The sequence below is a fragment of the Cribrihabitans neustonicus genome (genome assembly GCF_048820895.1).
GTDB lineage: Bacteria > Pseudomonadota > Alphaproteobacteria > Rhodobacterales > Rhodobacteraceae > Cribrihabitans_A > Cribrihabitans_A neustonicus.
In genome coordinates, this window is the sequence record NZ_JBMERQ010000010.1 from 1 (window position 1) to 24,352 (window position 24,352).

Sequence of the window (24,352 nt, forward strand, 5' to 3'; positions counted from 1 at the left end):
AACAAACCCCGCCAGCGTCAGGAGCCCCGGCAGAATGCCGGCGATGAACAGCTTGTTGACCGAGGTCTCGGTAAAGATCGCGTAGATGATGAACAGGATGCTCGGCGGGATCAGCGAGCCCAGCGTGCCCCCCGCCGCGACGCTGGCGGTGGCCAGCCGCGGGTCATAGCCAAGGCGCAGCATTTCAGGCGTGCAGATCTTTCCCATCGTCGATGCGCAGGCGAGGCTCGAGCCGGTGATGGCGGAGAAGCCGCCGCAGCCCATCACCGAGGCCACCGCAACCCCGCCGCGCAGCCGCAGCAGCCAGACCTTGGCCGCGTCATATACCGCGGTGGTGATGCCTGCGCGATAGGCGATGTTGCCGAGCGCGATGAACAGCGGGATCATCGACAGATCGAAGGAATGCAGCAGATCGAAAGAGTTGTTGAAGACCAGCGACGAGGTGGCCCGGAACGCGCGCTCGGGCATGAAAGTGCCAGTGCGGAAGGCGAAGATCGTGAAGGCCGCAAGCGTCGCCACGCCGATCAGGGCAAAGGCAATCGGCACCCGAAGGGCCAGAAGCACAAGCATGACGGCAAAGGCCACAAGGCCGATCAGGGCAGGATCCACGGACAGTCTCCTCGGCAGATTTGGGGCAGGTATTTGGGGGTCAGATCCTGGGGGCCGCGATTTCGCCGCCCCGCAGCAGGGTCACGGCGTCACCGGCAACCATCGCGGCCAGCCGCAGCCAGCCGAGCGCGATGCCCAGCACAAAGGCCAGACGGCCCGGCCATTGCGGCAGGTTCAAGTCGCCGTAGAACACGCTGCCGCTCTGCCATTGGTGCAGGAATTCCCGGCCGCCGGAATAGAGGATCGGCGACAGCGCCAGCAGGCCGAACAGGGTGCCGAACACCGTCAGCCAGCCCATGACCCGCGGCGGCAGCGCATTGGTCACGAACTCCACCGCGATATGCGCCCGCTGCGCGGTTGCGGCGGCCAGGGGCATCACGATGGCCAGCACCATCAGCTCGCGCACGATGACAATGGTGTCCGGCACCGAACTGTTGAAAAGATTGAGCGCCACCACATCGGCAAAGATCAGCAGCGCCAGCAGGATGATGGCCGCAGCCGATACATCCACGAAAACCCGTTCCAGCCTGTGCAGCATCACGTCCTCCCCTGCATTTGCCGGGCGGCCCCGTGGCCGCCCGGTCCGCGTTCCGCCGCGGTCAGTTGCCGCGCGTCCAGGGATAGCCCTTGGCTTCGAACTCCGCCGTGTATTCGGCCACGGCCGCGGTATAGGTTGCCATCAGCCGGTCGGCATCCAGACCGACGCTGCGGGCATTCTCCATCCAGTCGGCGATGAAGGGCTCCGCCGCCGCGTTGAGCGCCGCCTTGTCCGCATCGCTCAGCTCGACGACCTCGATCTCGCGGGTGGTGTCGCCCGCCTTCATGGCCTCCATTGCCTTGCCGTTGGCGCTGTTCACGATCTGGGCAAACTGATCCGCCAGCTCTTCGCCCGCCTGCATCAGCACCTGCTGCTGGCCGGGCTCCAGGCCGTCGAAGACCTGTTTGTTCATGAACATTCCGTAGCCGCCGATCTGGCCCCAGTTCAGGACGGTGTAGCTGTCGATCACCTCGTCCCACTTCAGCGAGGGCACGATGTAGTCATAGCCCTGGCTGCAGTCGATCAGGCCGGTGTCCAGGCCCTGATAGGCCTCATAGACCGACAGGTTCACGCGGGTTGCGCCCATCTCGCCGAAGACCTTGCCGTAGACGCCGGCGCCGCGCACCTTCTTGCCCTTGATATCCCCGATCGAGCGGATCGGCTCGCCCGCGCAGGCCACGTTCACGGCAGAGGCGGTGAACGTGCCGATGTAAACCAGGTTCTGGCGGGCAAGATGTTCGGTGATCTGGGGTTCCGTGCGCATCAGACGGTCGGCCGCGCGCATCGCCACCCAGGCGTTCGGGCCGCCGATGGGGAAGTCGGCCAGCGAATAGGCCGCCATCTCCTTCTGGAAGTAGGCCGCAATGATGGAGCCCGCGTCCGCCACCCCGTCGCTGATCCCCTGCACGGCCGCGCTCGCCTTGAACAGCGCACCGCCCCATTGCACATCCAGCCGCAGATCGCCGCCGGAGAGATCGCCGATCCGGCCGTTGTACCACTTCAGCGCGGCAGGAACCGTGCCCCGGTCGGGGCCGCTGTGTCCGTAGTAAATCACGGTTTCCGCGGACGCCGCGGCTGCGCCGAGGCCGGCCGCAATGGTCAGCCCTCCCAGAAAATTCTTGATCATTCCCATGACTGGCATCTCCTCCTCAAAAGCTACCCGGTTTATTTCACTATGTGGAATTTTTACAGCGTGTCTAGATTTTTATTTCACTTAATGGAATTTCACGCCGGTGCACCGTACTGCACTCCAGCCGGCCCTGCACAGCGGCTCACACGCCTTCGGCCAGCTCCCCGGCAAAGGTCTCGATCAGTTTTGCCTTCAGGATTTTCCCGGTAGGCGCGGCAGGCAGCGCCTCGGCCACGACGATGCGCGCGGGCCGCTTGTAGGGCGCCAGCCTGTCGTGCAGGAAGGATTTCAGCTCCGCCTCGGTCACCCCGCTGCCGGTAGCGGCACTGACAAAGGCCAGAACCTCCTCGTTGCCCTCGACCGCGCGGCCCACCACGCTGGCCACCACTACACCGGGATGCTCGGTCAGCGCTGCCTCGATCTCCACCGGATAGACATTGAAACCTGACCGGATGATCAGCTCCTTGGTGCGGCCGGCAATATGCAGCCGGCCTTCTCCGTCAAAGCGGCCAAGATCTCCGGTGCGGAAGAACCCGTCTTCTGTCAAAGCCGCCGCAGTCTGCTTTGGGTCGCGGAAATAACCCTTCATGACCTGCGGCCCGCCCACCAGGATCTCCCCGACCCCCTCCTCCGGGGTGGCCCCCGGCGCGTCCAGATCCAGCTTGAGCGTGCAATCCCCCATTGGCAGCCCGACGCTGATGTCTGGATCGCGAATTTCGTTGCGGGTGGCACAGACACCGGCCGCGGTCTCGGTCAGCCCGTAGCCGTTTTGCAGCGGCAGGCCGTAAAACTCTTCCGCCTCGCGCTTCCAGGCCGGATCCAGCGGCGCGCCGCCCGAGGACACGAACCGCAGCATGCCCGCATCGTAGCGCGGACCGCCGTGCGAGCGGGCGTAGTTGAACAGATGCGCGTGCATCTGCGGCACCGCGGGCAGAAGGGTGACATCCTCCTGCAGCGCCTGGTACATCCGCTCGGCCGAGAATTGCGCCTCCATCCGCACCGCCGCCTGCGCCAGGGCAGCGGAGAGCATGGTGACCAGCCCGAAGATATGGCTGAGCGGGAGTGCCAGGTAGGTCACGTCCGATGACTGGATACCCCGCACCTCGGCCGCCGCAGCGGCCCCCGCGATCAGGTTGCCGTGGGTCAGCATCGCCGCCTTGGGGGTGCCGGTCGTGCCCGAAGTATAAAGCAGAAGGCAGACCTGATCGCGCCCGTCCTCCGATACAGGGTCCGGCACCGCGCCTGCCCGCGGCATCAGCGCCGCCGCGCCAAAGCCGCCCTGCACATCCTGCGCGCCATAGTGATCCGCATGGGCGCGGGCCGCGGCGGAGGAAGCAGCCGTGAACATCACGGCGCTGGGGTCGGCATGGGCAAAAATCCGGTCCAGCTCGGCCGTGGTCAGCCGCGCGTTGATGGCAACCGCCGATGCGTCCAGCAGGCTTGCGCCATAGAAGAACGCGATCACCTCGGCGCAGTTTTCGAACACCAGCACCACCCGGTCTCCGGGCCGCACGCCTGCGGCCTTCAGCTGTTCCGCCGCACCATGGGCTGCCGCTTCCATCTCACGCCAGCTCAGGCGGCGGCCGTCGTGATCCCGCAGCGCCAAGGCATCCGGGCGGGCCTTCGCGGCTGCCGCAAGCAGCCCGTGTACGCGATTGTGCATGTCTTTCCTCCTCCCCTTTGCCGTCACGCCGTCACGCGGCCACGCCCAGCCGCGCAAGCGCCGCCATCGCTTCGGCCTCCAGCCGGGCGGTGATTTCGGCAAACGGCTCCACCTTGTCCACGAACCCCAAGGCATGGCCGGCCGACAACAGCCCCCGCGAGACGTCCCCGGTGGCATAGGCATTGCGCCCGATCTTGCCGGACACATGCTGCATCAAATCGTGGATGCCGATCTCCGGGTTGTCGCGCTCCAGCCGGGCCACGGCCTCGGTAGTTTCGTTGCGCAGGCTGCGCACGGTGTTGCGCACCGAGTGCATGGTCAGCTGCGTGTCCAGCTCGCTCGCCTCCACCATCGCCTGCTTGTAGTCCGGGTGCGCCGTGAGCTCGGCGGCCACCAGGAAGCGGGTGCCCATCACCACGCCCGAAGCACCCATCACAAGGGCCGCGATGATCTGCTTGCCGTGTCCGATGCCGCCGCCGATCAGCCAGGGAATGCTCAGCCGGTCCTCCGCCAGCCCGGCGTTGACCATGCTGCCGACCATGTCCATGCCGGGATGGCCGCCGCATTCGGCGCCGACGATCGACACCATGTCCACCCCCACCTGCTCGGCCTTCACCGCGTAGCGCAGGCTGGGCACCTTGTGCAGAACGGTGATGCCGGCGTCCTTGAGGATGGGCATGATGGCCTCGGGACTGCGGCCGGAGGTTTCGACGAATTGCACGCCCTCGTCCGCGATCAGGCGGAACACCTCTTCGGTCTTCTCCCCCGGCACCAGCTTGGGGATCATCGAGACGTTGACCCCGAAGGGCTTGCCGCCGCACATCTCCCGGCAGCGGCGGATCTCGGCGCGCAGATCGTCCATTTCCGGGAAACTGGCCGCGGTGATGAAAGAGATGATCCCGGCCCGTGCCGCAGCCGACACATATTCGGCATTGGCAAGCCATTGCAGCCCGCCCGCCACCACCGGCAGCCGGGTGCCATAGGTCCGGGTCACGGCCGTATCGAAAATCGCCGGAAGTGCAGAAGTATGCATCATGTCGGTCTCCTCACCGGAATACTGGGGCTGTCTTGCCAAGAAAGGCGCTGATGCCCGCCTGGGCTTCGTCTCCGCCCAGGGCTTTGGCCATGGCGTCGCGTTCATGCGCTAGCTGATCTTCGAACCCTGCGGTTTCGGCTTGGTTGAGCAGCTCCTTGATACCGGCAATCGCGGCCTCGGGGCCGCGGGCCAGGGCTTCGGCCAGAGCCTCGGCCTGCGCCAGGGCGCGGCCCTTGGGGGCGAGCTCCGTGACCGCACCAAGCTGGTGCATGCGCTCCGCGCTGAGAGGCGCGCCCAGCATCGCCATCCGCGCCACGGTCGCCCGCGGCAGCGCCTGCGTCAGCGCGTAGGTCGCACCGCCATCCGGCACCAGACCCGCCTTCACATAGGCGAGGGTGAACTTGGCGCCCTCTTCGGCCACGATCATGTCCGCCGCCATCGCAAGGGACAGCCCGGCCCCGGCCGCCCCGCCTTCGACGGCTGCGATGACTGGCTTGGGGCAGGTGCGGACCGCGCGGATCAGGGCGTTCAGCTTGCCGATCTGCACCTGACGCTCCGCGTAGGGCATCGCGCGGCGTTCCTTCAGCATGTTGAGGTTGCCGCCAGAACAGAAGAACCCGCCCTCCCCCGCGAGGATCGCCGCCGCGATGCCGGGGTCGGAGGCAGCCTGCGCGAGACCGTCCTGCAGGCCCTGGTAATACTCGTACGACAGCGCGTTGCGCATCGCGGTGTTGCAGTTCCAGATGATCAGGGCCCCGCCGCGGCGCTCGTGCCGGTAAAGCGCGCTCATGCCGCCACCCCGTTGTCCGTTGCGCGCACCCGCCGGAAAACCCCGGTGGAGGACGCGATCAGCTGACCGCTTTCGTCCCGCAGATCGCAGGCGACGAACTTGGTTGTCCGCCCGCCGCCGGTGATCCGGCCGGTGGCCCTCACGCGGCCCTCACGCGCCACCGCGATATAGCTGATGTTGAGCGACAGGGTCACGAAGGGCGTGATGCCTTCCGGATCGCAGGTCAGGCTGGCGGTGATGCCGCTGGCGGTATCCAGAAGCGTCGCCGCGACCCCGCCGTGCAGGCTGCCCTGGCGGTTCAGGTGCAGGGGCGAGATGTCCAGCACGCAATGCGCCTCCACCGCCTCCGCGTCGATTTCGATGTCATAGCCCATCGCCTCGAACAGCGGGATCAGGGGCCTTTCGGGACGCTTGGGCACCATGGCTCAGCCCGCCTTCAGCGCGATGAACCGCGCGAGGTGATGGTCGGTGTCTCCAAACAGGTGGTCGATCATCGTCAGGCGGCGGGCAAAATGCGAGAGCGCATATTCGTCGGTCATGCCGATGCCGCCGTGCATCTGGATGCATTCCTCGGCCACCAGCGCGCCGGTGCGGCCGATGAGGTTCTTGGCGGCGCTTACGTGGATCTCGCGCAGTTCGCGCGGCCGATTCAGGTTGCCCGCGAGGTTGATCACCGCCGAGCGCGCCTGCTCCACTTCGATCAGCATGTCCGCCATCCGGTGCTGCAAGGCCTGGAACTTGCCGATCGGGGTGCCGAACTGCTTGCGTTCCTTCAGGTAGCTGATGGTCAGGTCCCTGGCCGCCTCCATTGCGCCCAATGCTTCGGCACAAATCGCCGTCAGCCCGCGCGCAACAGCTGCCTCCAGCGCGTCCAACCCCTCTCCGGCGGCCCCCAGCCGGGCCGAGGCGGGCAGGCGCACCCCGTCGAGGGTGACCGTGGCCGCCGGAATGCCGTCTATGTTGCGGTGGCCGCTGACCGTCACGCCGGGCGCATTCGCCGGCACCAGGAACAGCGATATGCCTGCCGCGTCCCTCACATCGCCAAACTCTCGCGCGGAAACCACCAGGGTCTGCGCCTCCGCCCCGTAAAGCACATGGGTCTTGAGGCCGCTCAGAACGATGGCGTCGCCGTCTGGCACGGCCGTGGTTTCCACGTGGTTCAGGTCATAGCGCGCCGCGGCCTCGCCCTGCGCCAGTGCCGCCACATGGGTGCCCGCGATGATCTCCTCAGCCAGCCCGCGCTGCCGCCCGTCGCCAAGGGCCGCGATCAGCCCGCCCGCGAGCACCGCGGGCAGCACCGGCTCGATCACGCCGGCGCGGCCCAGCTCCTCGAACACTACCATCAGATCGAAGCCCTGGCCGCCAAAGCCGCCCTGCTCTTCGCTGAACATCGCCCCCAGCACGCCAAGTTCGGCCAGACCGGCATGGATAATGGCATCAAAAGGCGTGCCCGCCGTGATCAGCGCCCGGCGCTGTTCGTGCGTGTATTTGTCCGCCAGGAATCGCCGCAGCGTATCGCGGAGCATCACCCGTTCTTCGGTCAGATTGAAGTCCATGTCGCCTGCTCCCGTTACAGCCCCAAAATGGCCTTGGTGATGATGGTGCGCTGCACCTCGTTCGAGCCGCCGAAGATCGACAGCTTGCGCATGTTGAAATACCCGGGCGCCGCCGCCGCGGCGTGGTCCGGGCCAAGCGCTTCGGCATTGCTGCCGCCCTCCAGGAAATCGGGCTGGAACGGCAGCGCGTCGGGTCCCATCGCGCGGCGCAGGAGCGATGTCAGATCCTGCCGGATCACCGTGCCCTTGACCTTGAGCATCGAGCTCTCGGCGCCGGGCGCCTGCCCCTTGGCCGCGGCCGAGACAACCCGCAGGTTGGTGGTCGCCATCGCCATAAGGTCGATCTCTGCCTGGGCCATCCGGGCCGCAAAATGCGGGTTCTCCGCCAGCGGCCGGCCGCCGGACTGCACGCGGCCAGCCACATGCTTCAGCGTGGTCAGCAGCGCGGTGGAGAACCCCACCCCGGCAATATTGGTGCGCTCATGGGTCAGCAGGTACTTGGCATAGGTCCAGCCCTTGTTCTCCTCGCCCACCAGATTCTCCGCAGGCACCCGAACGTTGTCGAAGAACACCTCGTTCACCTCCGGCTCGCCATCGATCAGCACGATGGGGCGCACGGTGACGCCGGGTGTGTCCATGTCGATCAGCAGGAAGGAGATGCCCTCCTGCTTCTTGGCGTCCGGATCGGTGCGCACCAGGCAGAAGATCCAATTGGCGTGCTGGCCCAGGGTGGTCCAGGTCTTCTGGCCGTTGACCACATAGTGATCGCCCTCGCGAACCGCACGGGTCTTGACCGCCGCCAAGTCTGAACCCGCGCCCGGCTCGGAATAGCCCTGGCACCACCAGTCGTGACCGTCGAGGATGCGCGGCAGGAAGCGCTGGCGCTGCTTTTCCGTGCCGAACGCCAGCAGCACCGGCGCCAGCATCGACAGGCCAAACGGCAGGCTGCGCGGGGCATGGGCGAGACAGGCTTCCTCCTCGAAGATATGGCGCTGCACCGCGTTCCACTCGCAGCCGCCGTAGGCACGCGGCCAGTTCGGCGCCAGCCAGCCGCGCGCATTCAGCAGGCTGTGCCACAGCTCGATATCGGCCTTGGCCAGCCGCTTGCCCAGCCGCACCTTCTCGCGCAGCTCATGCGGCAGGGTATCGGCCAGCCACTGGCGGACCTCGGCCCGGAATGCCTGTTCTTCGCTGGTGTAATTCAGATCCATCGCGCCTTGCCCCTCAGCCTAGCCAATCAGAAGATTTCAAACAGGCCGGCCGCGCCCATGCCGCCGCCGATGCACATGGTGACAACGCCCAGCCTGGCGCCGCGCCGCCGGCCTTCGAGCAGCAGATGCCCGGTCATCCGCGCGCCGGTCATGCCAAACGGGTGGCCGATCGAGATCGAGCCGCCGTTGACGTTGCAGATCTCCGGGTCGATCCCCAGCCGGTCGCGGCAGTAGAGCGCCTGCGAGGCGAAGGCCTCGTTCAGCTCCCACAGGTTAATGTCGCTGACCGTGAGCCCGTGCCGCTCCAGCAGGCGCGGCACCGCGTAGACCGGGCCGATGCCCATCTCGTCCGGCTCGCAGCCCGCCACCGCAAAGCCCTTGAAGGCCCCCAGCGGTTCGGCGCCTTCGCGCTCGGCCACCGTGCTGTCCATCAGCACCAGCGCCGCCGCCCCGTCGCTCAGCTGCGAGGCATTGCCCGCGGTGACGAAATGCCCCTCGCCCTGAACCGGCGCAAGGCCCGCGAGCCCTTCCAGCGTGGTATTGGGCCGGTTGCAATCATCCATGCCGAACGTCACCTCCTTGCGGGTGACCTCGCCGCTTTCCTTGTTCTTGAAGGCCTGGGTCACGGTGATCGGCACGATTTCATCGTCCAGCCTGCCCGCGGCCTGCGCCGCTGCCGTGCGCTGCTGGCTGGCGAGCGCCAGCTCGTCCTGCGCCTCGCGGCTGATGCCATAGCGTTCGGCCACGATGTCGGCGGTCTGGATCATCGAGAGATACAGTTCCGGCTTGTTTTCCAGGATCCAGCTCTCGCGGGACTGCGGCGGGCGCGACGGCGGCATCTGGCTGATGCTCTCCACCCCGGCGCCGATGGCGGCCGGCGCGCCCTCCATCACGATGGAATGCGCCGCCATCGCCACCGCCTGCAGCCCGGAGGAGCAGAAGCGGTTTACGGTCGCGGCAGAGACCGACACCGGCAGCCCGGCCCGGATCACCGACTGGCGGGCGATATTGGCGCCGGTCCAGCCCTCGGGGTAGCCGCAGCCGACCAGCGCGTCTTCGATCAGGTCCGGCGCAATGCCCGCGCGCTCAACCGCGTGGCTGATGGCATGGCCTGCCATGGTGGCGCCATGGGTTTCATTGAACGCGCCGCGGTAGGACTTGGCGAGGCCCGTGCGCGCGGTGGAGACGATGACCGCCTGTTTCATTGGAAACTCCTTCAGGAATTGAGGCTGGCAAAGGTCCGGCCTTCAGAGGCCAGGCGCTGCAAGAGCGGCGCGGGCTGCCAGAGGAACGGGTCTTCCTCGTGGTAGCGGCAGATGTCCGCCAGGATCTTGTCCAGCCCCACGGTGTCAGCATAATGCATTGGACCGCCGCGCCAGCGCGGAAAGCCGTAGCCGTTCAGCAGGGTCACATCGACGTCCAGCGGGCGCAGCGCGATGCCGTCTCCGACCACGCGCGCGGCCTCGTTCACCATCGCGGCCATGTAGCGGCTGACGATCTCCGCATCGCCGATGCTGCGCGGCGTGATCCCCTTGGCGGCGCGCTCCTTCTCGATGATCTCTTCCACCTCGGGGTCGGGCCGGGGCGCGGCGCCGTCTTCGTAGATGTAGAACCCGCGGCCGGTCTTGCGCCCGAAGCGGCCCAGCTCGCACAGGCGGTCGGCGAATTCCGGGTAGGTCTCGCGCGGGTCGCGCTCCGGCGCCAGCCGCTTGCGGTTGGCCCAGCCGATATCCAGCCCGGCCAGATCGCCCACGGCAAAAGGTCCCATGGCCAGGCCGAAGCCGGTCAGCGCCCTGTCCACCGCATAGGGGCTCGCGCCCGCAAGCACCATGCCGTAGACCGCCTTGCCGTAGTGCGAGAGGATCCGGTTGCCGATGAACCCGTCGCAGATCCCGGCGCGCACAGCCACCTTGTTCAGCCGCTTCGCCAATGCAAACCCCGTTGCAACAACATCCGGAGCGGTTTTTGCGCCAACGACCACTTCCAGCAGCCGCATAACATGCGCGGGCGAGAAGAAATGCAGCCCGATCACATCCTGCGGGCGGCTGGTCATTGCCGCGATTGCGTTCAGGTCCAGGTAGGAGGTGTTCGACGCCAGGATCACTCCCGGCTTGCAGACCCGGTCCAGCCGGGTGAAGACGTCCTTCTTGACGTCCATGCTTTCGAACACCGCTTCGATCACGAGGTCCGCCTGCGCGAAGTCCTCGAACCGGGTGGTGGTGCGGAAAGACTCTGCCAGGATGGCCTCGCGCCGCTCGGCAGCCAGCTTGCCGCGCTTCACCGCGCTCTCCAGCATCTTGGCGGCGCTGGCGGCGGCCTTGGCGGCGGCCGCATCGTCGCGTTCGGCCAGGGTCACCTCAAGCCCGCTGAGCAGCGCGCTCACGGCAATCCCCGCCCCCATCGTGCCGCCGCCAACCACGCCGATCCGGCTGATCGCGCGCGGCTCGGTTCCGCCGAGTTCCGGCAGCTTTCCGGCCTGGCGCTCGGCAAAGAAGGCGTGGATGAGGGCCTTGCTCTGATCGGACTCCATCAGCTCCTGAAACACTGCGCGTTCCCGCTTCAAGCCGTCCGCAAACGGCAGGGTCATTGCTGCCTCCACGGCCTCCAGGCACTTCAAGGGCGCAATCGCGCCGCGCGCCGCCTTTGCGGTTTGCGCCCGGATGGCCTCCAGCTCCGCAGGCTCCAGCCGATTGCAGGCCAGGCTGCCCGCCGGGCGCGGCCCCTTGCCACCCGCGATCAGTTCGCGGGCAAAGGCGATGCCCGCGGCGCAAGCGTCATCGCCGTCCGCGATCCGGTCGATCAGCCCCAGTGACAGCGCGGTCTCCGCATCGACCGGCTTGCCGCCGGTGATCATCCGGGCGGCATCCGCTGCCGGAACCAGACGCGGCAGGCGCTGCGTGCCGCCTGCCCCGGGCAGCAGGCCCAGAGACACTTCCGGCAGGCCAAGCCGGGTGCCCGGTGCCGCAATCCGGTAATGCGCGCCCAAGGCCACCTCCAGCCCGCCGCCAAGCGCGCTTCCATGCATCACGGCAACAACCGGCACCGGTACCGCCTCGATCTCATTGATGAGATCCGGCAGGGCCGGCGCCTTGGGCGGCTGGCCGAACTCGCGGATATCCGCACCGGCAAAAAACCCGCGTCCCGCGCAGCAGATCACGACGGCCTTGACGTCGCCGCTGTCCAGCGCCGCGCGCAGGCTGGCGCGCAGCCCGGCCCGCACGGCCTGCGACAGCGCGTTCACCGGCGGGTTATCCACCCGCACGACCGCGACGCCGCCATCCACTGTCAGCTTGACCTTGCTTTCCATCCCGCACCCTCCCCGTTGTCCGCCGCTCCTCCCGGCCTGAGTTTGGAGTAACAAGTTCAGCGATTAATTTCAATATGCGGAATTTCATTTGTTATGATGAAATTTCTGGTCCGATTTCGCAGGCTCAACGCCGGTCAAGTCCGGCTGCGGTGTACCGCCTGCCGGGGTGGCGACTGACCCTGGCCGAGCAGCCCCGGAACGTTCCGCCGCACCACTCCGGCCGGCCGGGACATAAGAGCAAAAGCTGCTCGAACGCCCGGGACAGCCAGAGCTCTATCCGCATGGACAACGCTTGCTTGCCCAGAAGGCCCAGATTCGCGGCTCCGGCCTATTGCCGCAGCTGCGATCTCTCCCGTTCCATGACAGCCTTCAACGCCGGACGATCCGCGCAGCGCCTGATCCAGGCCTGGACGGAGGGCTGCTCCGGCACCGCGTCCGGCAGCCAATGGAAGGGGCTCGACAGCAGCAGGTCGGCCGCCGAATAGTCCTCGCCGAGAAGGTAGGGCTGACCGTCCAGCGCTTCGGACAGGCGGGCGAAAACGGTGTCCAGATCGCGGAACGTCGCGTGTACGGCGGGATGTTCGATCTTCGCCCAGTCGAGGACCAGCACGGGCTCCATCACACCCTGGTAGTAGAACAGCCAGCTAAGAAAAGCCCCGCGCTGAGGGTGCCCGACTGGACGACCGAGTCCAGACTCCGGGAACCTGTCCGTCAGGTAGGCGATGATGGCCCCGCGCTCGCGCACATGGTCCGCGCCGTCGGTCAGGTAGGGCACTTTCTTCTCGGGATGCGGATTGCGCGGATCGGGTCCGCCACTGCCGTCCTGCCGGGGTACCGTGACCCCGATCACGTCGATTTGGCCGGCGATGCCCATCTCCTCGATCAGAACGAGGATGGAGGTCGAGCGGGAGTTCGGGGCGTGGTAAAGTGTCAGCATGGGAGCCTCCTGGAAATGTGTCATGCCTTGACTTAGCCTCAGGCTGATGACAATTCCCGTCAGCATGGCCCGGACCGACCGCCTCATGCGCCTGATGGATACGTTTCGACGCTTGCCTGCGCCGGTCACGGCCGCGCGGCTGGCGGCGGAGACCGGCGTGTCGCAGCGCCAGCTCTACCGCGACATCGCCACGCTGCGCGCCGGCGGCGCCCTGATCGACGGCGAGGCCGGGGTGGGCTACAGGCTGACCGAAGATCCCGCGCTGCCGCCGCAAAGCTTCTCCCGCCTGGAAATCGAGGCGCTGGTCCTCGCCGTGGGCGAGTTGCGCCAGACCGGCGACGCAGCACTTGAGGAGGCAGGCCGTTCGGCACTCGCCCGGATCATCGCCACGCTTGCCGACAAACAGTCCCGGCAGGCCATGCATACGGTCCTGCGCAGCTTCCGGCCGCCGCCTGCCCGCGTGGAAATCACGGTGGACATGGCACTTCTGCGCCGCGCCTGCTGGGAGGAACTGGCGCTCGACCTGCGGTACCGGGACCTCAAGGGCCAGGTCACAGAGCGCGAGGTCTGGCCCCTGGGCATCAGCTACTCGGATGGCACACTGATGGTGCTGGTCTGGTGCTGCCTGCGGCAGGACTGGCGCATCTTCCACGCCTCTGGAATCGAACGCGCTTGCCTCAACGGCCGCAGCTTCCGACCGCGGCGCGTATCTCTCCTGCGCGGCTTTTCGGCGCGGCACGCCGCTCCCGGGGCGCCTGCGAACGAGTAGGTGAGCCGCTCCGGAGTGGAGGGCCGCTGGTGAGCGAGGCGGCGGGGCTTCTGACGTGCTCCCCTGAAAAGGCCGTGGTTCGAAATTGACCTGCTCTCCAAAAGGGGCGGCAGACGATGAAAAGAAGCCGGTTCAGCGAAAAGCGGATCATTGCTATGCGCAATGGCTTCGATCTCTTAAGTAGCCCGGCGGCCCGCCGCTCAATATTCGCTTGGCCATCAAGCAGACTGGGAAGCAATGCCCGCATTGAGCTGGACAGGCCGGTCTCTTCGTTGGCGAGGTGATGCCGGATGTCAGCGCGGAAGCCGCCAGCACCTGCGCGCATGGCAAGGCCATATTCGATGCAGGACAGGATCGATGTGCATTGCGCTTAACTCGGCACGTCCAGAAACTGCATGGGCGGCATCCCGGGTTCTCGCGCCGCGTGGATCGCAGCCCGGGCCAGAAAGTCGCCGGCCTTTGCGACGTCTTCCTCGATAACCATTATCTTAGGGCGGAACATCCTCAGGAAGGGGATCGCTTCTTTTGCGAACACGTCGATGTCCACACCAACCCCGCGGCCAAGCGTCTCGACGGCGCCGATCGCTGCCATCGTTGCGTTCGGAGACCCTGTCAGGATGCCGTCGATGCCCGGATCGGCGGAAACGAGCTCCCTGACGTGCCGGCTGACATCTTCGCTGCTGCTGTCGCTGGTGATGCCGCCGGCCAGGATCAGATCGATGCCGCAGGAGGCCGCGGCGGCGGTTGCCCCGGCAATCATCTCGCCCGCGTAGCTCTGCGAGCGGGGCGGGGCGATGAGCAGGACGCGCCGGCGGCCCTTGCCGCTCAGCGCCTCAATGCCGAGCCGCGCGAAGGCCTTGTTGTCAAAGTCGAAATAGGCATGCTCGGAGGCCCGGTTCGACCGCCCGTGCGTGGCGAAGGGAAAATTCTTGGCCATCAGGTAATCGACACGGGGGTCGTCAGGCTCGACCTGGTTGAAGATCACCGCGTCCGCCGATCCGGTTTCGACGATGTAGCGGATCGGTTTCATCGGATCGTCGCCGGGAAAGTACGGCGTCATGTTCAGATGATAGGGCGTGCCGCGCAGCCCCGAGGCGATGGCTGAGATCAGCCGCGCCGTCATGTTCATCATCTCGTGCTCGGTCGACATGACGAGGCTGACGACGTTGGTGCGCCCGGTGCGCAGGCGAACGCCGGCCCGGTTGGGAACATAGCCGATTTCGGCGGCGATGCGCCGGACCCGAGCTTTGGTCTGCGCACCGATGTCGGGCGCGTCGCTCAGGGCGCGCGAGACGGTAGCGACGGCCAGCCCGCTCATCTGCGAGATGGTCTTGAGCGTCGGCTTCTGGCGCGGCGCCGGGGCGGGGGTCTCTGTCTTGCCGGATGCCATCGGGTCGCTTCCTTTATTGTTCTGCTCGTTCTCCTGCCGGCGCACCACCGCGGGCGGCAATGCCGTTCGGGGCACCGGCAGGCTCTCCCTTTGCCCCATTTGTATCCTGCAAAAGTTTTTCTTGCCAGCCAAATCTGAAACGTTATAGGAAATTCTATAACGATTTAGAATCGGGAGGATGCGATCGTGAAGTTGAAACCGTCTCTGCTGGCCCTTGCTGCTGCCTGCGGCGCCACTGCCGTTTCGGCAGGGGAGCTTGAGGTCACTCACTGGTGGACCTCGGGCGGCGAGGCCGCTGCCGTGAAGGAGCTGGCCCAGGCATTCGAGGCCGATACCGGCAATACCTGGGTCGATGGCGCCATTGCCGGCTCGGGCGGCACCGCGCGGCCGATCATCATCAGCCGCATTCTGGGCGGCGATCCGATGGGCGCGACCCAGATGACCCATGGCCGCCAGGCCGAGGAGCTGATCGAGGCGGGGATGATGCTCGACATCACCGATGTCGCCGAGGCCAACGGCTGGACCGATGTGGTGAACCCTCCGGCGCTGCTCGAGGCCTGCACGGTCGATGGCCGCATCTACTGCGCGCCGCTCAACATCCATTCCGCCCAGTGGCTGTGGCTGAGTCACAAGGCCTTCGAGGACGCGGGCGTCGCTGTGCCCGCGGATTGGACCGAGTTCACCGCCGCCGCACCGGCGCTCGCGGAAGCGGGCAAGCAGCCGCTGGCGATCGGCCAGCAGCCCTGGCAGTCGAACCTCGCCTTCGGGACGATCTCGCTGGCCGTGGCCGGGCTCGACGCCTGGAAGGCCGTGAACATCGGCAAGGATGCCGAGGTTGCGGCGGGCCCCGAGTACAAGGCCGCGTTCGAGGCGGTGGCCGCCGCGCGCGAGATGGCGAAGGGCTCCAACGTGCAGGACTGGAACCAGGCCACCAACATGGTGATCACCGGCACGGCCGGCGGCCAGATCATGGGCGACTGGGCGCAGGGCGAATTCGCCATGGCAGGCAAGGTCGCGGGCGAGGACTACTCCTGCCTGCCAGGCCTCGGCGTCAACGCGGTGCTCGATACCGGCGGCGACGCGATCTATTTCCCGGCCAGCGACGACCCGGAAGTGACCGCGATGCAGAAGGAGCTGGCGGCGGTGCTGCTGTCGCCCGGCGTGCAGGTGGCCTTCAACCTTGCCAAGGGCTCGCTGCCGGTGCGCGGGGACATCGACATGTCCTCCGCCAACGCCTGCATGCAGAAGGGTCTTGAGATCCTGGCCAGCGGTTCGGACAGCGTGCTGCCCTCGGGCGACATGTCGCTGACCGCCGATACCACCGGCCAGGTCGAGGACCTGATGGCCGAGTTCTGGGCCGATGACTCGATGAGCGCGCAAGAAGCCCAGGCCCGCTTCGCCGAGATCATCGCCGGCGCCGACTGACCAAGACCCAGCCCGCGCGGGCCGCCCCCGGAGGGCAGGTCCGCGCGGTCCCCAAAGCCTTTGTGACTCGGCCGCGCGCAGCGGCCCGCGGCAGCGCCCTGCCCGCCGCCAGTTTCCGGGAGATCCCCCATGACCATCATCGAAAGCGGCGGCCTCAGCCTCGCCCGCGCCGAGCGAAGACCGCGGCGCCTGTTCCGCAACCTCTCCGCCAAGATCGCCGCGGTGCCGATGGTGCTGACCGCGCTGGTGGTTTTCGTTGGCTGCACGGCCTGGACAGTGCTTTATTCCTTCACCGGCTCCAAGCTGCTGCCGCGGCTGAACTGGGAGGGGTTGGGCCAGTACGAGCGGCTGTGGAGCACCCGGCGCTGGCTGGTGTCGCTCGAGAACCTGGCGGTCTACGGCATCTGCTCGATGGTGCTGATCCTGCTGATCGGCTTCACGCTGGCGGCGCTCCTGGACCGCAAGATCCGCTTCGAGGGCGCGTTCCGCACCGTGTTCCTGTATCCTTTCGCGCTCAGCTTCATCGTCACCGGGCTTGCCTGGCAGTGGATCCTGAACCCCGACTTCGGCATCCAGGCGACGGTGCGCGCGATGGGCTGGGAGAGCTTTGTCTTCGACCCGCTCAACAACCCGGACCTGGTGATCTTCGGCATCCTGATCGCAGGCATCTGGCAGGGCTCGGGTCTGGTCATGGTGATCATGCTGGCCGGGCTGCGCGGCATCGACGAGGACATCTGGAAGGCCGCCCGCGTCGACGGCATCGGCACGGTAAAGACCTATGTGAAGGTGATCATCCCGATGATGCGCCCGGTCTTCGTCACCGCCCTGGTGCTGATCGCGGCGGGCATCATCAAGGTCTACGACCTGGTGGTGGCGCAGACCGCCGGCGGCCCCGGCATCTCCAGCCAGATGCCCGCGCTTTATGTCATGGACTCGATGTTCAAGAACCAGAACCTCGCGCAGGGCTTTGCCGCCTCGACCATGATGCTGGTTTCGGTCCTCGTGGTGCTGGTGCCCTGGGCCTATCTCGAATTTGCAGGAAAGAAACGTGGCTGATACCGCTCTCCCCATGGACGGCCCGCGCGGCCCGAAACCCAAGCGCGCGCTGTCGCGCAGCAATATCATCATTTACGGCACGCTGATCGTTGTCTCGGTCTACTACCTGCTCCCCCTGTGGGTGATGGTGATGACCTCGCTCAAGGGGATGCCGGAGATCCGCCTCGGCAACATCTTTGCGCCGCCGGTCGAGATCACCTTCGAACCCTGGGCCAAGGCCTGGTCGGCGGCCTGCACCGGCATCAACTGCGACGGGCTGAGCCGCGGCTTCGGCAACTCGGTGCAGATCCTGCTGCCCTCGCTTGCGCTGTCGGTGGCGATTGCCTCGGTCAACGGCTACGCGCTGGCGAACTGGAAGTTCAAGGGCTCCGAGGTGTTCTTCACCATCCTGCTGCTTGGCGCCTTCATCCCCTACCAGGTGATGCTCTACCCGATGGTGATCATCCTGCGCGAGCTGGGGCTTTACGGCAGCATCTGGGGGCTGGTCATGGTGCACACCGTCTTCGGCATGCCGATCCTGACGCTTCTGTTCCGCAACTACTTCGCCGGCATGCCCGAGGAGCTGTTCAAGGCCGCCCGCGTCGACGGCGCCGGGTTCTGGGGCATCTACTTCCGGATCATGCTGCCGATGTCGCTGCCGATCTTCGTGGTGGCGATGATCCTGCAGGTCACCGGCATCTGGAACGACTTCCTGTTCGGCGTGATCTTCACCAAGCCCGAGACCTACCCGATGACGGTGCAGCTCAACAACATCGTGAACTCGGTGCAGGGGGTGAAGGAATACAACGTCAACATGGCCGCGACCCTGCTTACCGGCCTTGTCCCCCTCGCCATCTACTTCGTCTCCGGAAAACTCTTCGTGCGCGGCATCGCGGCCGGCGCGGTGAAAGGATGAACGCCATGAACATGCACACCCCTTCCGTCCGCATCCGCGGCCTCGATCTGCAGTTCGGAGAGGTGCAGGTGCTCAGGAACCTCGACCTCGACATCCGGCAGGGCGAGTTCCTGGTGCTGCTCGGCTCCTCGGGCTGCGGCAAGTCCACGCTGCTGAACTGCATCGCGGGGCTCCTGGAAGTCACCGACGGGCAGATCTTCATCCAGGACCAGAATGTCACCTGGAAGGAGCCCTCGGAACGCGGCATTGGCATGGTGTTCCAGTCCTACGCGCTTTATCCGCAGATGACGGTGGAGGGGAACCTCTCCTTCGGCCTGAAGAACGCCCGCGTGCCCAAGGACGAGATCAAGCGCCGGGTCGCCCGCGCCGCCGAGATCCTGCAAATCGAGCCGCTCTTAAAACGCAAGCCCGGCGCGCTGTCGGGCGGCCAGCGCCAGCGGGTGGCGATCGGCCGGGCCCTGGTGCGCGACGTAGACGTGTTCCTGTTCGACGAGCCGCTGTCGAACCTCGACGCCAAGCTGCGCGCGGACCTCAGGGTCGAGCTGAAGCGGCTGCACCAGCAGCTTAGCAACACGATGATCTACGTCACCCACGATCAGGTCGAGGCGATGACGCTCGCCGACCGCATCGCGATCATGCGCGGCGGGGTGATCATGCAGCTCGGCACGCCGGACGAAATCTACAACCGCCCGCAGAACAAATATGTCGCCGATTTCATCGGCAGCCCCTCGATGAACTTCATCGAAGGCACTTTTGATGGCGGAACCTTCACCAAGGGCGGGCTGCGTATGCCGATGGAGGGCTACGAGTTTGCCTCGGACAGGCCGCGGCCGGGCAGCGCCATCATCGGCATCCGGCCCGAGCACGTGGTCACCGGCGAGCTGGCCGAGCGCGCCCCGGTGCAGGCGCAGGTCTCGGTGAACCTTGTCGAGCCGATGGGGTCCGACACGCTGGTCTATGCCGATCTGGCGGGCGAGCCGCTGCGCATCCGCATGGACGGCTACGCGAAGGTGCGGGCAGGCGACACGCTGGCCATTGGCTTCGAGCCGACCCGCGCCTCGCTGTTCGACGCCGGGACCGAAGCGCGCATCTGATCCCGGGCGGCGGGGCCGCCCCCTTCCAGACACCCTGCCCCTGCGCGGGACTTTAGCAACTGATTCAAGGACAGCTGATGACCTTTTCCTTTACCCGCGGCGATTTCCCCGCCGGCTTCCTGTTCGGCGCCGCCACCGCCGCCTACCAGATCGAGGGCCACAGTTTCGGCGGCGCCGGCACCTCGCACTGGGACACCTACGCTGCGACGCCGGGCAATGTGGCCAACGGCGATGACGGCGCGGTTGCCTGCGATCACTACCACCGCTTCGAGGAGGACCTCGACCTGGTGCAGGCGGCGGGCTTCGACGTCTACCGCTTCTCGGTTTCCTGGGCGCGGGTGATGCCGGACGGGCGTACCGTGAACCCCGAGGGCCTCGCCTTCTACGGCCGGCTGGTCGATGCGATCCTCGCACGCGGGCTGAAACCCTACCTGACGCTTTATCACTGGGACCTGCCGTCGGCGCTGGCCGACGTGGGCGGCTGGACCAACCGTGAGACGCCGGAACTCTTTGCCGCCTTCACCCGCGCGGTGATCGAACGGATCGGAGACCGGGTCGCGGCGGTGGCGACGATCAACGAGCCGTGGTGCGTGGCCTGGCTTTCGCACTTCATCGGCGCCCAGGCCCCCGGCCTGCGCGACATCCGCGCCGCGGCACGGGCCATGCACCACGTCATGCTCGCGCATGGGCGTTCGCTCGCGGTAATGCGCGAAATGGGCCAGCCCAATCTCGGGATCGTGCTGAACCTCTCCGACAACCAGCCCGCGACCGGCGCGCCTGCGGACGCCGCGGCGGCCCGCACTGCCGACGGCATCGGCAACCGCTGGTTCCTCGACGCGCTGTTCAAGGGCGCCTACCCGCAGGACATCCTCGACGCGCTGGCGCCGCATATGCCCGAAGGCTACGAGGCCGACATGGAAGCGATCTCGGCCCCGGTCGACTGGCTTGGCATCAACTACTACAGCCGCGGGCTGATCGCCGCCGCGCCCGCCACGCCCTGGCCGCATTGCGAGGCGGTGGAAGGCCCGCTGCCCAAGACCGGCATGGGCTGGGAAATCTACCCCGAAGGATTGGGGACGCTGCTGGCCCGGGTGGCGCGCGACTACACCGGCAACCTGCCGCTGTTTGTGACCGAGAACGGTATGGCCGGCGACGACCACATCGCAGACGGCATCTGCGACGACCCGGTGCGGCTCAGGTATTTCGAGGATCATCTGCAGGTGGTGCTCGGTCTGATCGCAGAAGGCGTGCCGGTAAAGGGCTATTTCGCCTGGTCGCTGCTTGACAACTACGAGTGGTCCTTCGGCTATGGCAAACGTTTCGGCCTCGTCCATGTCGACTACAGCACGCAGCAGCGCACGCCGAAGACATCCTACAGGGCGTTTCAGGCGGCGCTTGCCCCGCCGCGCTGCCGCGCCTCCGGCACCTCCATGCCGCCATACTTGGACTTCAGCTTATAGGATGCGGCCGGAGTCAGGCCGTGCCGGCGGCGCCCCGCTAAACAAACTTTTCCATCCCCCATATCAACGCGCTGACCGTGAGAAAGGATGCGGCGGTAGAGATTACAAGAGCCGTCGCACAGACCTGTTCCACCCCGTAAGCTGCGCCGAGTACGGGATAGATCGACAGCATCGGCACCGACGCAATCAGCATAGCCGTCAGCACAAAGGGGTCGGCGGCGCCCAATAGAAAACTCAGCACCACGAACACCAGAGCGGGGTGCAGAACCAGCTTGCCAAGGACAATCGCGGCCGTGCGCCGCCACATCGGGCTGATGCTGAACTGGGCGATGATACCGCCGACAACAAACAGGGCGACTACCGGCGCGGCCGAAGCAACCATCTTTACAGTTTGCGCGAGTCCTCCGGGCAGCGTTGTGTCCGTGAGCTTCAGCGCCAGGGCCAGCGCCACCGCCGCCACCAGCGGGTTGCGAAGAAAGCTGCGGACTGCCTTGCCCGCCGCGGTGCGCCAGCTGGCCGCCGCGCCGGCGGAACTTTCTGCTGCAACAATCGCAAAGGGAATGATCACCACATTCTCGACAATCATGATCCAGGCCAGGACATTCAGCGCCGTCTCGGGGAAAACCAGCGACGCAATGGAAAATCCAATGAAACCGCTGTTGGAATTCGCAATGGCGAGCCCGTGGATCCACGAGGCGCCCCGGTCCTGCCGGAAAGGCAGGCGCATCACGCCGTAGCCGATGAACAGCGCCGCGAGCGAGGCGGCCATGTACCCTGCGATCAGCACCCAGTTCAGTGCCCCGCCGGTCTCCGGCAGGGCTATCGCGCTGAAGATCAGGGCCGGCAGGCTGATCCGGATCGTAAAACCGCTGAGCGCGCCAACCGTATCCTGGCCCACATAGCCTGTGCGCACCGCGCCATATCCGAACAGGATGATGAGATAGACAGGAACGGTGACGGAAAAAATCTCGAACATCCGCGTCTATTCTGCCGCCAGCGTCCGTGGTTCATGGCCGATGACAACCAGCCCCAGCACCATGTCGACAAGGCGCTGGCGCAGCCGGGCCTGGCCTTCCGCGGTATAAAGGCTCTCCCCGAAAGACGTCGAGAAGGTCGCCCGGTTCGAGACGTTGTAATAGCTGGAGGAACTGATCAGCCAGTGCAGCTCGAGCGGATCGGCGCCCTCGCGGAAAAGTCCGGCGGCCCGGCCGCGGCGGCAGACGTCATCCAGCTTGTCGATGATCGACCGGTTGAGGCGGGGGATGATCTCCGATTTCCGCAAATAGGCGGCGTTGTGGATATTCTCGATCATCACCAGGCGGATGAACTGCGGTGTGGCGGCGTGGGCGTCGAAGGTTGCCTCGACCAGCCGTTTGAGGGCGGCCACCGGCTCCAGGGTCTCGACTTCCAGCGCGTCCTCGTTTTCGCGAAGCGTCAGATAGACGTTCTCCAGAACGCTTTGGTAAAGCCCCTCCTTGTCGCCGAAATAGTAGTAGATCATCCGCTTGGAGGCCTCGGTTTTCCGGGCAATTTCGTCGATCCGCCCGCCCGCCAGCCCGTGCGCCGCGAACTCCTCGGTGGCGGCCCTCAGGATATCGGCCTTGACCGCGTCCGGGTCCTGCTTCCAGCGCGACTTGCGGGGTTTGGCCGGTTTCTTCGTCGTCTCTGCCATTGGTCCGGGTCTCTGAACTTTCCGATTCTGCCCCCGTGATAGCATGAAATTAAACGCTTGGTACATTCCCGTTGACAAATTAACCGCATAGTACATTTTAGAGGGGTGACCGGCGGGGCAGCCTGCGATTCGCCGGTGGCTTGACATAAGGGAGGAACGAAATGTCTCGCGTACTCATCGGCGCTGCCGTGGCCCTTGGCCTCAGCGCTGCCACTGCACTTGCGGAATATCCGGAAAAGGAAATCCAAGGCATCATCCAATGGGGTGCAGGAGGGTCGACCGATACGGTCATGCGCGCCGTGACGCCCCACGCCGAAGAAATTCTGGGCGGCTCCGTTGTCATGCAGAACATGACCGGCGGCGTCGGGGCGATTGCCCTGAACCATGTCGCAGGCACCGCGGCGGACGGCTACACGCTGCTGATGGGCGCGGAAAACCCGATGCTCTACAAGGTGATGGGCTTTGGCGACAAGGACTACAGCGACTTCATTCCGGTCAGCCTGCTGGCCCGCGGCACGCCGATCCTGGTGGCCCATCCCGACGCGCCGTTCAACACCTTCCCCGAGATGATGGAATACATCGGCGCCAACCCCGACGCGGTGCGGTTCGGCTCCACCGGCCCGGGCGGCGTGCCCTCGGTGGTGACGGCAATGATGACATCGGAAACCGCACTGCCCGTCATCTTCGTGCCTTACGACGGTGACGGCCCCGCGCTGACCGCGCTGCAGGGCGGCGCCATCGACGTGATGCCTGCAGTCCTGGGCGCCGCGGTGGAGGGCATCCGCGCAGGCACCATGAAGCCGATCGCGCTGTTTGATACCCAGCCGAGCGAGGCGCTGCCGGAGGTTGCCACGGTGACCTCGACCAACCCGGAGTTCGAGAAATTTCTCCCCTGGGGACCGTTCTTCGGGGTGTTCGCGCCCAACGGCACCCCGGATGAGGTGGTCGCCAAGCTGCAGGGCGCCTTCGCAGAGGCCGCGCAGCAGCCGGACTTCGTGAACCTGATGGATGGGCGCGGCTTCACCATGATGAACATCTCCGGCGCAGAGGCCGAGGAGTTCCTCGGCAAGTGGCAGCGCAACACCGCCTGGCTGATGCACGATGCGGGCCTGACCAAGAACTCGCCCGAAGACTTCGGCATCGAGCGGCCGTAAGCCGCCCGTCAGGGGCCGCGGCGCCCGGCCCCTGACCCCCTTTTGCTTCCTATCCGAGCAGTGCGCGCACCGGCTTTGCCTCAGAAGCAGGCCGGCGCCATCCTAACCCCCGGGCGCGGATCCCTGCGTCTGAACACGGAGGTCATGATGCAACACCCCGCCAAACGAAAGCCCGGAGAACTGGCCTTTGCCGCTTTCCTCACCCTCGCCAGCCTGTTTCTGCTCTACGACGCCTACGGCATTTCCGGCTTCCAGGCGCTCAGCGCCCCCGGCGCCATCCCGATGGCGGCAACCCTGGCAATGGCCATCTCGGCGGGGATTGTCCTGGTCCGTACCGCCCGGTCGGACCCCGGCCGCAGCGGCAGCTTTGCCCGGCAAATCCTGCCCGCAAGGATCGTGGTCGTCGGCCTCTTGCTGATTGCCTATGCCTTCGCGCTGCAGCCGGTCGGGTTCCTGCCGACCTCCGCCGTCTTCCTGATGCTGAACATCAAATACCTCAGCAAGCGGTCCTGGGGCTTTGCGGTTGGTGTCAGCCTGTTCAGCCTGGTGCTGATCTACCTGATCTTCCGCATCGTCTTCACCGTTCTCATGCCCGCCGGGATCGTGCCCGAGGGCGAACTGCTCGCCTGGATCCGGAACCTGACCGCGGGGAGCAACTGAC

At 66.2% G+C, this 24,352-nt stretch carries 22 protein-coding genes and 1 pseudogene; 8 read left to right on the forward strand and 15 right to left on the reverse strand.

What is annotated here, in order from left to right; all coding sequences use genetic code 11:
- The 12 genes from ACOHWE_RS16575 to ACOHWE_RS16630 form a co-directional block, all read right to left on the reverse strand.
- On the reverse strand, positions 1 to 609 hold a 609-nt coding region (locus tag ACOHWE_RS16575), incomplete at its 3' end, for a TRAP transporter large permease subunit (protein ID WP_420667837.1).
- Between the two features lie 40 nt (positions 610 to 649).
- The gene (locus tag ACOHWE_RS16580) at positions 650 to 1,147 is read right to left on the reverse strand and encodes a TRAP transporter small permease (protein ID WP_420667838.1); all 498 of its coding nucleotides are present in this window, start codon (positions 1,145 to 1,147) and stop codon (positions 650 to 652) included.
- Positions 1,148 to 1,208: 61 nt separating this feature from the next.
- Entirely contained in the window at positions 1,209 to 2,279 is a 1,071-nt protein-coding gene (locus tag ACOHWE_RS16585) for a C4-dicarboxylate TRAP transporter substrate-binding protein (protein WP_420667839.1), read from the reverse strand.
- 139 nt (positions 2,280 to 2,418) lie between these two features.
- Entirely contained in the window at positions 2,419 to 3,939 is a 1,521-nt protein-coding gene (locus ACOHWE_RS16590; protein ID WP_420667840.1) for a class I adenylate-forming enzyme family protein, read from the reverse strand.
- A 31-nt stretch (positions 3,940 to 3,970) separates the two neighbouring features.
- Complete coding sequence (locus ACOHWE_RS16595) at positions 3,971 to 4,975, reverse strand: NAD(P)H-dependent flavin oxidoreductase (RefSeq protein WP_420667841.1); 1,005 nt, start codon at positions 4,973 to 4,975, stop codon at positions 3,971 to 3,973.
- Between the two features lie 10 nt (positions 4,976 to 4,985).
- The gene (locus ACOHWE_RS16600) at positions 4,986 to 5,765 is read right to left on the reverse strand and encodes an oxepin-CoA hydrolase, alternative type (RefSeq protein WP_420667842.1); all 780 of its coding nucleotides are present in this window, start codon (positions 5,763 to 5,765) and stop codon (positions 4,986 to 4,988) included.
- Positions 5,762 to 6,187 (reverse strand): PaaI family thioesterase, encoded by a 426-nt coding sequence (locus tag ACOHWE_RS16605; protein WP_420667843.1) that lies wholly within the window; start codon positions 6,185 to 6,187, stop codon positions 5,762 to 5,764. The genes ACOHWE_RS16600 and ACOHWE_RS16605 overlap by 4 nt, the downstream gene beginning before the upstream one ends.
- Before the next feature lie 3 nt (positions 6,188 to 6,190).
- Positions 6,191 to 7,321 carry an acyl-CoA dehydrogenase family protein gene (locus ACOHWE_RS16610; RefSeq protein WP_420667844.1) on the reverse strand — a complete coding sequence of 377 codons (1,131 nt, stop codon included), beginning with the start codon at positions 7,319 to 7,321 and terminating at the stop codon, positions 6,191 to 6,193.
- A gap of 14 nt (positions 7,322 to 7,335) precedes the next feature.
- Complete coding sequence (locus tag ACOHWE_RS16615) at positions 7,336 to 8,532, reverse strand: acyl-CoA dehydrogenase family protein (protein WP_420667845.1); 1,197 nt, start codon at positions 8,530 to 8,532, stop codon at positions 7,336 to 7,338.
- Between the two features lie 26 nt (positions 8,533 to 8,558).
- Positions 8,559 to 9,737 (reverse strand): acetyl-CoA C-acyltransferase, encoded by a 1,179-nt coding sequence (locus ACOHWE_RS16620; RefSeq protein WP_420667846.1) that lies wholly within the window; start codon positions 9,735 to 9,737, stop codon positions 8,559 to 8,561.
- Positions 9,738 to 9,748: 11 nt separating this feature from the next.
- A complete protein-coding gene (locus ACOHWE_RS16625) occupies positions 9,749 to 11,839 on the reverse strand; it encodes an FAD-dependent oxidoreductase (RefSeq protein ID WP_420667847.1) in 2,091 nt (696 codons plus the stop codon).
- 328 nt (positions 11,840 to 12,167) lie between these two features.
- Positions 12,168 to 12,776 (reverse strand): glutathione S-transferase family protein, encoded by a 609-nt coding sequence (locus ACOHWE_RS16630; protein WP_420667848.1) that lies wholly within the window; start codon positions 12,774 to 12,776, stop codon positions 12,168 to 12,170.
- A 64-nt stretch (positions 12,777 to 12,840) separates the two neighbouring features.
- Between ACOHWE_RS16630 and ACOHWE_RS16635 the strand changes: the two genes are divergently transcribed.
- Entirely contained in the window at positions 12,841 to 13,545 is a 705-nt protein-coding gene (locus ACOHWE_RS16635; RefSeq protein ID WP_420667912.1) for a helix-turn-helix transcriptional regulator, read from the forward strand.
- A gap of 370 nt (positions 13,546 to 13,915) precedes the next feature.
- On the opposite strand, the gene ACOHWE_RS16640 is transcribed toward ACOHWE_RS16635, so the two are convergent.
- Positions 13,916 to 15,067 carry a LacI family transcriptional regulator gene (locus tag ACOHWE_RS16640; protein ID WP_420667849.1) on the reverse strand — a complete coding sequence of 384 codons (1,152 nt, stop codon included), beginning with the start codon at positions 15,065 to 15,067 and terminating at the stop codon, positions 13,916 to 13,918.
- Positions 15,068 to 15,121: 54 nt separating this feature from the next.
- On the opposite strand from ACOHWE_RS16640, the gene ACOHWE_RS16645 reads away from it, so the two are divergent.
- The 5 genes and pseudogenes from ACOHWE_RS16645 to ACOHWE_RS16665 form a co-directional block, all read left to right on the forward strand.
- Positions 15,122 to 16,360, forward strand: coding sequence for an ABC transporter substrate-binding protein (locus ACOHWE_RS16645; protein WP_420667850.1), 1,239 nt, complete (start codon positions 15,122 to 15,124; stop codon positions 16,358 to 16,360).
- 129 nt (positions 16,361 to 16,489) lie between these two features.
- Positions 16,490 to 17,416: a carbohydrate ABC transporter permease gene (locus tag ACOHWE_RS16650; RefSeq protein WP_420667851.1), complete on the forward strand. Its 927-nt coding sequence runs from the start codon at positions 16,490 to 16,492 to the stop codon at positions 17,414 to 17,416.
- Positions 17,417 to 17,429: 13 nt separating this feature from the next.
- The gene (locus ACOHWE_RS16655) at positions 17,430 to 18,311 is read left to right on the forward strand and encodes a carbohydrate ABC transporter permease (RefSeq protein WP_420667852.1); all 882 of its coding nucleotides are present in this window, start codon (positions 17,430 to 17,432) and stop codon (positions 18,309 to 18,311) included.
- Positions 18,312 to 18,316: 5 nt separating this feature from the next.
- Complete coding sequence (locus ACOHWE_RS16660) at positions 18,317 to 19,405, forward strand: ABC transporter ATP-binding protein (RefSeq protein ID WP_420667853.1); 1,089 nt, start codon at positions 18,317 to 18,319, stop codon at positions 19,403 to 19,405.
- 77 nt (positions 19,406 to 19,482) lie between these two features.
- Positions 19,483 to 20,805, forward strand: a pseudogene (locus ACOHWE_RS16665) (GH1 family beta-glucosidase); the annotation flags it as partial.
- A 97-nt stretch (positions 20,806 to 20,902) separates the two neighbouring features.
- Here the strand turns inward: ACOHWE_RS16665 and ACOHWE_RS16670 are convergent.
- Positions 20,903 to 21,841 (reverse strand): AEC family transporter, encoded by a 939-nt coding sequence (locus ACOHWE_RS16670; RefSeq protein WP_420667854.1) that lies wholly within the window; start codon positions 21,839 to 21,841, stop codon positions 20,903 to 20,905.
- A gap of 6 nt (positions 21,842 to 21,847) precedes the next feature.
- Complete coding sequence (locus ACOHWE_RS16675) at positions 21,848 to 22,537, reverse strand: TetR/AcrR family transcriptional regulator (RefSeq protein ID WP_420667855.1); 690 nt, start codon at positions 22,535 to 22,537, stop codon at positions 21,848 to 21,850.
- Between the two features lie 161 nt (positions 22,538 to 22,698).
- On the opposite strand from ACOHWE_RS16675, the gene ACOHWE_RS16680 reads away from it, so the two are divergent.
- Positions 22,699 to 23,691, forward strand: a complete 993-nt coding sequence (locus tag ACOHWE_RS16680) for a Bug family tripartite tricarboxylate transporter substrate binding protein (RefSeq protein ID WP_420667856.1) — start codon at positions 22,699 to 22,701, stop codon at positions 23,689 to 23,691.
- Between the two features lie 144 nt (positions 23,692 to 23,835).
- Positions 23,836 to 24,351 (forward strand): tripartite tricarboxylate transporter TctB family protein, encoded by a 516-nt coding sequence (locus ACOHWE_RS16685; protein ID WP_420667857.1) that lies wholly within the window; start codon positions 23,836 to 23,838, stop codon positions 24,349 to 24,351.
- Position 24,352: the final 1 nt, after the last annotated feature.

Bases quoted from the DNA above. Each gene is read 5' to 3' on its own strand.
- ACOHWE_RS16610 (WP_420667844.1), bottom strand. From the start codon at position 7,321: ATGGACTTCAATCTGACCGAAGAACGGGTGATGCTCCGCGATACGCTG.
- ACOHWE_RS16675 (WP_420667855.1), bottom strand. From the start codon at position 22,537: ATGGCAGAGACGACGAAGAAACCGGCCAAACCCCGCAAGTCGCGCTGG.
- ACOHWE_RS16585 (WP_420667839.1), bottom strand. From the start codon at position 2,279: ATGGGAATGATCAAGAATTTTCTGGGAGGGCTGACCATTGCGGCCGGC.
- ACOHWE_RS16655 (WP_420667852.1), top strand. From the start codon at position 17,430: ATGGACGGCCCGCGCGGCCCGAAACCCAAGCGCGCGCTGTCGCGCAGC.
- ACOHWE_RS16635 (WP_420667912.1), top strand. From the start codon at position 12,841: ATGGCCCGGACCGACCGCCTCATGCGCCTGATGGATACGTTTCGACGC.
- ACOHWE_RS16650 (WP_420667851.1), top strand. From the start codon at position 16,490: ATGACCATCATCGAAAGCGGCGGCCTCAGCCTCGCCCGCGCCGAGCGA.
- ACOHWE_RS16580 (WP_420667838.1), bottom strand. From the start codon at position 1,147: ATGCTGCACAGGCTGGAACGGGTTTTCGTGGATGTATCGGCTGCGGCC.
- ACOHWE_RS16590 (WP_420667840.1), bottom strand. From the start codon at position 3,939: ATGCACAATCGCGTACACGGGCTGCTTGCGGCAGCCGCGAAGGCCCGC.
- ACOHWE_RS16620 (WP_420667846.1), bottom strand. From the start codon at position 9,737: ATGAAACAGGCGGTCATCGTCTCCACCGCGCGCACGGGCCTCGCCAAG.
- ACOHWE_RS16625 (WP_420667847.1), bottom strand. From the start codon at position 11,839: ATGGAAAGCAAGGTCAAGCTGACAGTGGATGGCGGCGTCGCGGTCGTG.
- ACOHWE_RS16605 (WP_420667843.1), bottom strand. From the start codon at position 6,187: ATGGTGCCCAAGCGTCCCGAAAGGCCCCTGATCCCGCTGTTCGAGGCG.
- ACOHWE_RS16630 (WP_420667848.1), bottom strand. From the start codon at position 12,776: ATGCTGACACTTTACCACGCCCCGAACTCCCGCTCGACCTCCATCCTC.
- ACOHWE_RS16660 (WP_420667853.1), top strand. From the start codon at position 18,317: ATGAACATGCACACCCCTTCCGTCCGCATCCGCGGCCTCGATCTGCAG.
- ACOHWE_RS16595 (WP_420667841.1), bottom strand. From the start codon at position 4,975: ATGATGCATACTTCTGCACTTCCGGCGATTTTCGATACGGCCGTGACC.
- ACOHWE_RS16600 (WP_420667842.1), bottom strand. From the start codon at position 5,765: ATGAGCGCGCTTTACCGGCACGAGCGCCGCGGCGGGGCCCTGATCATC.
- ACOHWE_RS16670 (WP_420667854.1), bottom strand. From the start codon at position 21,841: ATGTTCGAGATTTTTTCCGTCACCGTTCCTGTCTATCTCATCATCCTG.
- ACOHWE_RS16685 (WP_420667857.1), top strand. From the start codon at position 23,836: ATGATGCAACACCCCGCCAAACGAAAGCCCGGAGAACTGGCCTTTGCC.
- ACOHWE_RS16680 (WP_420667856.1), top strand. From the start codon at position 22,699: ATGTCTCGCGTACTCATCGGCGCTGCCGTGGCCCTTGGCCTCAGCGCT.
- ACOHWE_RS16615 (WP_420667845.1), bottom strand. From the start codon at position 8,532: ATGGATCTGAATTACACCAGCGAAGAACAGGCATTCCGGGCCGAGGTC.